The organism is Nonomuraea sp. NPDC049695, from assembly GCF_040674955.1.
In the GTDB taxonomy this organism is placed as follows: domain Bacteria; phylum Actinomycetota; class Actinomycetes; order Streptosporangiales; family Streptosporangiaceae; genus Nonomuraea; species Nonomuraea helvata.
In genome coordinates this window covers 54,478-63,167 of sequence record NZ_JBFANV010000068.1, presented here as the reverse complement: position 1 = coordinate 63,167, position 8,690 = coordinate 54,478, and the positions used below count along the sequence as shown (strand labels likewise).

Sequence of the window (8,690 nt, the reverse complement as noted above, 5' to 3'; positions counted from 1 at the left end):
GGTGCCGGAGAACCCGGCGTGGTTGGACTCGACGACGCCCTGCGAGATCGTGGCGTTCTCCGCCTCCAGCCGGGTGGCGACGGCCTGCACCTGCTTGTAGGCCCGCATGTTCCTGAGCAGCAGGTAGCAGTTCTGCAGCGAGCCCGAGGTGTCGCCGAGCGAGCGGTAGATGCCCCACTTGGGGCGGACCCGGTCGCCGAGGAAGGTGTCACCCGTCTTGGTCGCGTCCACGAGCGTGACGCCGCCGCTGCGCAGCACCCACCGCACCGAGCCCGCGCTCCCGTCACCGATCTTGATCTCGTACTCGGCGTCGATCCACTTGTCGTGCAGCGGCTCCAGCTCGGTGCGGCCCACCAGCGTGTCGGACTCGAAGATCTTGTGCTCGATGGTCTGCACGCCGTTCACACGGCGCAGCGAGGTGACGGTGATCGGGCTGGTGCCGGTGCCCGGCATCTTGGTCTGGCTGATGTGGGTGAAGGTCGTGGTCGCCTTGAGCGAGCTCGGGATGTACATCGAGTACGTGACGCGCCAGGTCTCCCCCGTCAGCCAGCGCAGATAGCCGTCCGGGTTGCGGTTGCCCGTCACCTCCTGGCGCTGCCGGTCCGTCGAGGTGTCGCGGTCGACGGTGTGCATATTGAAGCGGAAGGCGTCGCCCTCGACGTAGATGTGGGGCTGGCCCGCCGGATGGGAGTCGGCGCGGTCGTCCTCGATCGTCTCGAACGCGCCGAGCCCCACGGCGGCCGGATCGGGCGCCCACATGAGCTTCCAGGCCGGTGCCACAGCCGAGGCGGGCCTGGCGCGCGCGGCGGGGGCGAGGAGCGCGGCCCCCACCAGGGCGCCCAGCTGGCGGCGGGTCACACTCATGTCTGGACCTCCAGGTAGTCGAGGTTGGGGCCGCCGTTGGCGGTGGTCGCGGTCGCCCTGACCGTGTTGGCGCCGGCGGCCAGCTGGGCGGAGACGGTCGTGGACTGCCAGGTGGTCCAGGAGCCCGTGCCGTCGAAGGGCTTCGCCGGCGCCACGACCGTGCCGTTGACCGCGATGTCCATCGGCCGGCCGGCCGTGGTGCCGTTGGCGTAGCGGAGGGTGAGCGTCGCCGGCCCTGCCGCGGCGGCGTTCACCGTGAACTCCACGTACGAGCCCGCCACGTTGTCGTAGTTGACGAACCCGGTGCCGGAGAACCCGGCGTGGTTGGACTCGACGACGCCCTGCGAGATCGTGGCGTTCTCCGCCTCGTACCGGTTGCCGGGAGACGACCCGTACAGGACGCCGTTGATACGCACGTTGCGCAGCACGACGTCGTCCGCGTTGGAGAGCTGGGGCGCGGGCGTGTCGATCTGGGTGAAGGTGCTGTTGGAGATCGTCACGTTGCGGATGTGGCTGGCGGACGAGCCCGACAGCTTGATCGCGAACGGCGAGTCGGCGATGTCCAGGCCGTCCACGGTGATGTTCTGGATGACCGGGTTGACGATCGGGCCCTGGCCGGGGCCGGTCAGGCTGTAGTTCATGTCGATGAAGAAGCCGCCCCGGTCGCACGGGCCGCCGGTCAGGTTGCGGACGTGCACGCCGTCCACCGTCCCGCCGCGCCGGTTGTTGGTCTTCAGGTAGAGCGCGTAGAAGGAGTGGTACGAGGAGCCCGCGAGGATGCGGTTGTTCTCCGCGAAGACGTTGCGGACGCCGCCGGACATCTCGCTGCCGACCGTGATCGCGCCCCAGCGGCCGTAGTACGTGTTGCCGCGGATGACGATGTCGGTGGACGGCACGCCCACGCGGCGACCGTCGGTGTCGCGGCCCGACTTGATGACCGTGCCGTCGTCGCCGGTGTCGAACGTGCAGCCCTCGATGAGCACGTCGGACGAGCACTCGGGGTCGACGCCGTCCACCATCGCGCCCCGGCTGTAGATTTTGACCCGCCTTATCGTGATATTTCGGGATAAGACGGGGTGGATGGTCCACATCGCGGGGTTCCGGATGTCCAGGTCCTCGACGAGGATGTTCCGGCAGCCGTAGAACTGGATCATGCTCGGCTTGAGGTAGTGGCCGTCGCCGAACTGCCGCTGCTCGACCGGCACGCCGTCCACGGCCAGCTGCTGCAACCGGTCCCAGTCGGGGCCGCGCTGGTCGTCGAAGCCGGACCATGGCCCGGCCGCCGCGTTCCCGTCGATCGTGCCGGTCCCGGTCAGGGCGATGTCGGTCTGGTTCCTGGCGTAGATGAAGGGCGAGTAGTTGTAGCACTCGATCCCCTGCCAGCGGGTGTAGACGTTCGGCAGGTACGAGCCCGCGTCCGATCTGAACCGGATCGTGCCGCCGGCCTCGACGTGCAGCCGCACGCCGGACAGCAGATGGATCTGGCCGGTGCGGAACTTGCCGGTGCCGGGGACGAGCACGGTGCCGCCGCCGGCCGCGTTGCAGGCGGCGATGGCGGAGCGGAAGGCGGGCGTGCAGTCGGTGGAGTTGTCCGGCTTGGCGCCGTAGTCGGTGATGGGGAACGTGCGTCGATCTTGTACGCGGGCCGCGCCATCTGCATGGCCTCGGCCGGGCCCCACCAGGCGTGGTCCGTGCCGCCGTTGCCGACCTGCCCGTAGAGCACGTTCGGCGACGGGTGCGCCTTGACGAAGTAGTCGTTGACGTACTTGAGGTTGTTGAGCAGGTGCGTGAGCTGGCCGGAGTTCGCGTACGCGTCGCGGTACTCGACCGCGCCCCAGGCCAGCATCGTGGTGGAGGCCGCCATCGGGAGGCCGAACTTGACGTGGTCGCCCGCGTCGTACCAGCCACCCGTGAGGTCCACGCCCACGTCCTTGCCGTCGTTCATGCCCGAGTCGCCGCGCCAGGAGACGCGGTTCCAGTCGGGCAGGTCGCCCGACTGCTGGGCCTCGTAGAACCAGAGCGACTTCTGCAGCGCCTCGCCGTAGGCGAAGGCGGGTGCGGCGGCGTGGGCCGCCGGCCCTGCCCCTGTGAAACACAGGGGCAGGGCCAGCGACGCCACGGCGATCAGAGCCTTTCTCACGGGAAGAGCCGTCCGTACTCGGCCAGGGCGACGGCGACGTCCACCTGCGCCCAGAACCGGTGATAGTTGAAGACGGGGGCGGGGCCGGTGCCGTTGATGTAGGCGTTGACCTTCGCCCAGTCGGGGTCGTTCTTGTAGAAGGACCTGATCGAGATGAACGTCGAGCTGGAGTTGATGGTGTCGCCGTTGGGCATCTTGCCGCTCCAGCCGGACGGCACGTAGACCGGGTCGGCGATGCGCTTGTAGTCGGTCTTGGTCTCGGGGACCGACACGCCCTTGGTGTCGCGGTACTTCCACACGCCGTCGAGCAGCGCCTTGGCCATGTTCTTGGCCGCCGTGTTGTTCGCCTTGGCCGCGTAGTACATGAGCGCCTTGGCGTACGCGCCCGCCACACCCACGTCATTGGTGTAGTCGGCGATCGTCACGTGCAGGCCGGGGTTGGCCGGGGGCATCCCGGAGGTGGCGGTGAAGTCGCCCGCGGGCTGGCCGGTCCACTTCAGCGTGGACGGGATCTGGTACGTGCCGTCCGCGTTGATGGTGGTGTTGTTCATGGCCCAGGTGACCCACTTGTCGAGCAGCGCCTTCGCGTCGGCGTTGCCGGAGGCGTAGTAGAGCTCGGCCACCCGCTCCATCGTCCACGCCTGGAAGCCGAACCACTGGTTCGACGGCGGGTCGTGGTAGACGGGCTGCCAGTCGTAGGTCAGGCCGTGGAACTTCGGCAGACCGGCCGGCGGCGTCGCGTAGTGGCCCTCCCAGCTGTTGGTCGCGCCACCGGCGATGGCGCCCTCGGCCGACTGCAGCCAGCCGTAGAACTGCAGCTGCCTGGTGAGGCTGGTGCTCCAGTCCGCCGCTCCGGTGCTGCTCTTCGGCTTCAGCTCCGCCACGTTGGCCAGCGCCCAGGCCGCGAGCGGGTTCTGGTAGCCGGAGTGGTTGTGGCTCGAGCCGATGCGCCACGCCCAACCGGCGTTGGAGTCGGTCGCGCCGCCCCAGGCGTAGTACCAGCTCAGCAGGTAGTTGGAGGCGTCCTTGCCGGTGCCGGGCGCGCACGAGGGGCTCGTGCAGCCGGGCTTCTTGAAGTACTTGTCGTACATCGCGTAGCGCAGGTAGTCGCCCATCTTCGCGGCCTTGGCGACCGACGCGGAGATCTGCGAGTCCTTGCCCTGGGCCTTGGCCCACGTCTCCGCCCAGTACGCGGCCTGCACGGCGCGCGCGTCGGCGTCGGGGGCGTTGGTGTACCTCCACTGCTTGGCGTAGGAGCTGTCCTTGATGAACAGGTCCAGGTAGCCGTTGGGACCGCCGAACTTCATCATGTCGCAGGACGGCTGCGGGATGGTCTCGAAGACCGACTCCTCGGGACCGCGCTGGTAGGTGTTGATGTAGGCGGGCTTGGTGGTGCCGTCGTTGCAGCGGCCGAAGCCGTAGGTGTTGTCGACGTCGAGCAGCCAGTGCATGCCGTAGATGTCACGGGTGCCGTACGCGCTCTGCAGCTCGTTCGCGATCGGGTCGGTGCCCGGGGTCACGCCGGTGTCCAGCGGGCTCGGGTAGTTGCTGATCTGGTTGGACTCCGGCGCGTACGTGGCCGGCTTGTTCGGCGTGTAGAAGGAGTTCGTCGGCTGGTCGGCCGTGGCCGGGATGATGTACTTCTCCATCGAGGCCCAGGCGTTGTTGAACTTCGACCAGTCGCCGGTGGCCTGCCCGTACGCCGCCTCCAGCCACAGGTAGTAGCTGTAGGCCTCGGACGTGGTCTCGTGGCCGTGGTCCGGCGCCTCCACCATGAACGTCTCGATCGAGTGGTAGGGCACGCCCTCGGGCGAGAAGTAGCCGTTGGCCGGGTCGTGGATCTCGTTGTACATCTCGACGAAGCGCTGGACGTAGGTGTTGTTGCCGCCGACGTCGTCGTCCGCCTCGCTGGCGGTCACGTCGACCGCGGTGTAGCCGGTGGCGCTCACCCTGAAGACGGCGGAGCCGCTGGTGGTGTCGCTGTCGTTGGCCGCCGCCAGCGTGACGTTCTGCGCGGTGTTCCAGTTGGACGGCGTGAAGGTCAGGCTGGCGCCGCCCGAGACCGTGAGGTCGGTGTCGCCGCTGGCGCGCGCCGTGGTGACGGTCACGTTGGCCGAGGGCGCCTGCGACAGCTTCACGCCGAAGCTCGCGGTGCCCGCCTCCGGCACGGACAGGGTCGTCGGGCTCACGACGAGCGCCGGACCCGTGTTCTGCGAGACCGTGATGCCGACAGGCGACGAGGTGGTGGTAGCGCCGCCGTTGTCGGTGGCCTTCGCGGTGATCGAGTAGCTGCCGGCCGCCACGTTCGTCCAGCTGTAGCTGTACGGCGCCGAGGTGTCGGTGCCGAGCAGCGTGGAGCCCTGGTAGAAGTCGACCTTGGAAATCGTGCCGTCGGCGTCGGAGGCGTTCGCCGCGATCGGCACGGTGGCCGGGGCGGTGAACGTCTGGCCCGCGGTCGGCGAGGTCAGCGACACGGTGGGCGGGGTGTTGTTCCCGACGCCGCCACAGGTGGTGCCGTTCACGCTGAAGCTGGTCGGATTCGGGTTGCTGCCCGTCCACGTGCCGTTGAAGCCGATGGAGACGGAGCCGCCCGTGCTCAGGCTGCCGTTGTACGGCATGTTCGTCCCGGTGACCCGGGTGCCCGACTGGCTCCAGTTGGCGCCCCAACCCGTCGGGGTGTACTTCTGACCCGTGGTGGGGTAGTCGAAGGCCAGCGACCAGGACGTAATGGGATCACCGGTGTTCTTCAACGTGATGCTCGCCGTGAAACCGCCCTGACCAGGGCTGCTCGTCCACGAGTTGGCCGCGTACGTCACGTCGCACGCCACCGCCGCCTGTGCCGGACTGGCCGCCACGGCCGCGGTCGCGCCCGCCACGAGGACGAGCGTCGTGGCCACGGCGAGCCGCCTCGATAAGCGGGTGAGGAGGGAAGGAGGTCTGTACTTCACGGGATCTCCATGGGATTAGAGGAGTGGGAGCGCTCCCAAACGGGATTGTGGGTGCCCTCACGCGTATGTCAACGGAATGGCGGTCCGGTAACCCTCGTGTTTCCTCTCACCAGGCTGCCCGGCATGAAAGTTTCATCCACGTTCCGGGCCATTCAACGAGCATGTGGGGCGGCGGACACCTTGGGAAGTGGCGCCCGCTGTACACGGATGCGACTGAGGCAGACCATGGGAGCGCTCCCAGCCCTCTAACACTGGAGATGATCGCTCGTGAGACTCCAACGCGGCCTCCGCAAATGGGCCGTGACCGTGACCGCCGCGAGTGTCGCGGCCTTAGGGCTCGTCGCCGGCCAGAGCACGGCCGCCAACGCCGCGGTCGGCTGCGACGTGACCTACTCTGCCAACTCGTGGACCAGCAGCCCTGGGCAGGGCGGTTTCACCGCGAGCATCACGTTGAAGAACACCGGCGACCCGGTCACCTCATGGTCGCTGGCCTTCGACTACCCCACCACGGGCCAGAAGTACACCCCCACCGGCTGGGGCGCCAACTGGAGCCAGTCCGGCACCCGGGTCACCGGGACCAACATGCCGTACAACGGCAGCCTCTCGACCGGCGGCTCCGTCTCGATTGGGTTCAACGGCACCTGGACGGGCAGCAACCCGAACCCGACCAGCTTCAGCGTGAACGGCACCACCTGCGGCGGCGGTAACCCGACCACCCCGTCCGTGGTCACCTCGGCCAGCTCGGTCGCGGTGAACGAGGGCGGCACGGCCACGTTCACGGCCAAGCTCTCCTCCGCGCCGTCCGCGAACGTGACCGTCACCACGACGCGGGCCAGCGGTGACACGGACCTGTCCGTCAGCTCGGGCGGCTCGCTGACCTTCACGCCGTCCAACTGGAACACCGCCCAGACGGTCACCCTGGCCGCGGCGCAGGACTCCGACACCACCGCGGGCACGGCCTCCTTCACCGTCGGCGGCACGGGCGTCACCCCGGCCACGGTCAGCGCCACCGAGGTGGACGACGACGCCGTGGTGGAGCAGGCGATCATCGTCACGCCGGCCTCGGTGACCGTGCCGGAGGGCGCCACCGCCACCTACACCGTACGCCTGGCCGCCGCCCCGACCTCCAACGTGACCGTCACCTCGACGGCGGGCAGCGGCGACACCAACATCACCGTCTCCAGCGGCGCCAGCCTCACCTTCACGCCGTCCAACTGGAACACCCCGCAGACGGTCACCCTGGCCGCCTCTGAGGACTCCGACACGGCCAACGGCACCCGTCCGATCACCGTCGCCTCGACCGGCCTGACCTCCAAGACGGTCACCGCCACCGAGGCCGACAACGACGGCGGCAGCACCCCCGGCGGCCACGTCGAGAACCCGTACTCCGGCGCGACCGGCTACGTCAACCCTGACTGGAAGGCCAAGGCCCAGGCCGAGCCCGGCGGCTCCGCGGTGGCCAACACCTCCACGGCCGTGTGGCTGGACCGCATCGCGGCCATCGCCGGCTCCTCCTCCGCCATGGGCCTCCGCGCCCACCTGGACGCGGCCGTCCAGCAGGACGCCGCCAACGGCTCCGCGCCGCTGACCGTGCAGTTCGTCATCTACGACCTGCCCAACCGCGACTGCTCGGCGCTGGCCTCCAACGGCGAGCTGCTCGTCGCCGAGAACGGGCTCAACCGCTACAAGACCGAGTACATCGACCCGATCGCGGCGATCATGAGCGACCCCGCGTACGCGAACCTGCGCATCGTCACGATCATCGAGCCCGACTCCCTGCCCAACCTGGTCACCAACCTCAGCTTCGCCAAGTGCGCCGAGGCCAACTCGACCGGCGCCTACGTCGACGGCGTCCGCTACGCGCTGAACAAGCTGCACGCCATCACCAACGTCTACACCTACATCGACGCCGCCCACCACGCCTGGATCGGCTGGGACTCGAACTTCAACCCGTCGGTCAACGTGTTCTACAACACCGTGGCGGGCGCGACCGCCGGTGTGGACAGCGTGGACGGCTTCATCGTCAACACCGCCAACTACTCCGCGACCACCGAGCCGTACTTCACCATCAACAGCACGGTGAACGGCACGTCGGTCCGGCAGTCCAACTGGGTCGACTGGAACTACTACGTGGACGAGACGACCTTCGCCACGGCACTGCGTAGCGCCCTGATCAGCAAGGGCTTCAGGCAGGGTCTCGGCATGCTGATCGACACCTCGCGCAACGGCTGGGGCGGCACTGCCCGCCCGAGCGGGCCGAGCACCTCGACCAACGTGAACGACTTCGTCAACCAGTCACGCATCGACCGCCGCATCCACCCCGGCAACTGGTGCAACCAGAGCGGCGCGGGCCTGGGCGCGCGGCCCACCGCCAACGTCCCCGCCGGGTTCGACGCCTACGTCTGGATCAAGCCTCCGGGCGAGTCGGACGGCGCCAGCACGGACATCCCGAACGACGAGGGCAAGAAGTTCGACCGGATGTGCGACCCGACGTACGAGGGCAACGACCTCAACAAGCACAACAAGTCCGGGGCGCTGCCCGGCGCGCCGCTGTCCGGCCGCTGGTTCTCGGCGCAGTTCCAGGAACTGCTGCGGAACGCGTACCCGCCGGTCAACTAACCATCGGTACGGCCGAGGGCCCGGCGCCTCACCCGGGCCCCCGGCGGAACCGAGGGGCCCGGACCACCCGGTCCGGGCCCCTCGCAGAAAGCCCGAGCGACCCGCCTGACCCGGGTCTC

General features: G+C 68.7%; 4 protein-coding genes and 1 pseudogene. 1 reads left to right on the top strand and 4 read right to left on the bottom strand.

The features are described from left to right. The 4 genes and pseudogenes from AB0J64_RS40870 to AB0J64_RS40855 form a co-directional block, all read right to left on the bottom strand. Window positions 1-864: hypothetical protein (locus AB0J64_RS40870; protein WP_364040074.1), on the bottom strand; the 864-nt coding region annotated here is incomplete at its 3' end. Then, complete coding sequence (locus AB0J64_RS40865) at window positions 861-2,384, bottom strand: glycosyl hydrolase family 28 protein (RefSeq protein ID WP_364040071.1); 1,524 nt, start codon at window positions 2,382-2,384, stop codon at window positions 861-863. The genes AB0J64_RS40865 and AB0J64_RS40870, both read right to left, overlap by 4 nt. 107 nt (window positions 2,385-2,491) lie before the next feature. Further along, a pseudogene (locus tag AB0J64_RS40860) lies at window positions 2,492-2,992 on the bottom strand (glycoside hydrolase family 9 protein); the annotation flags it as partial. Between the two features lie 8 nt (window positions 2,993-3,000). Then, entirely contained in the window at window positions 3,001-5,952 is a 2,952-nt protein-coding gene (locus AB0J64_RS40855; RefSeq protein ID WP_364040068.1) for a glycoside hydrolase family 48 protein, read from the bottom strand. A gap of 267 nt (window positions 5,953-6,219) precedes the next feature. On the opposite strand from AB0J64_RS40855, the gene AB0J64_RS40850 reads away from it, so the two are divergent. Continuing rightward, window positions 6,220-8,571 carry a glycoside hydrolase family 6 protein gene (locus AB0J64_RS40850; protein WP_364040065.1) on the top strand — a complete coding sequence of 784 codons (2,352 nt, stop codon included), beginning with the start codon at window positions 6,220-6,222 and terminating at the stop codon, window positions 8,569-8,571. Window positions 8,572-8,690 lie beyond the last annotated feature (119 nt).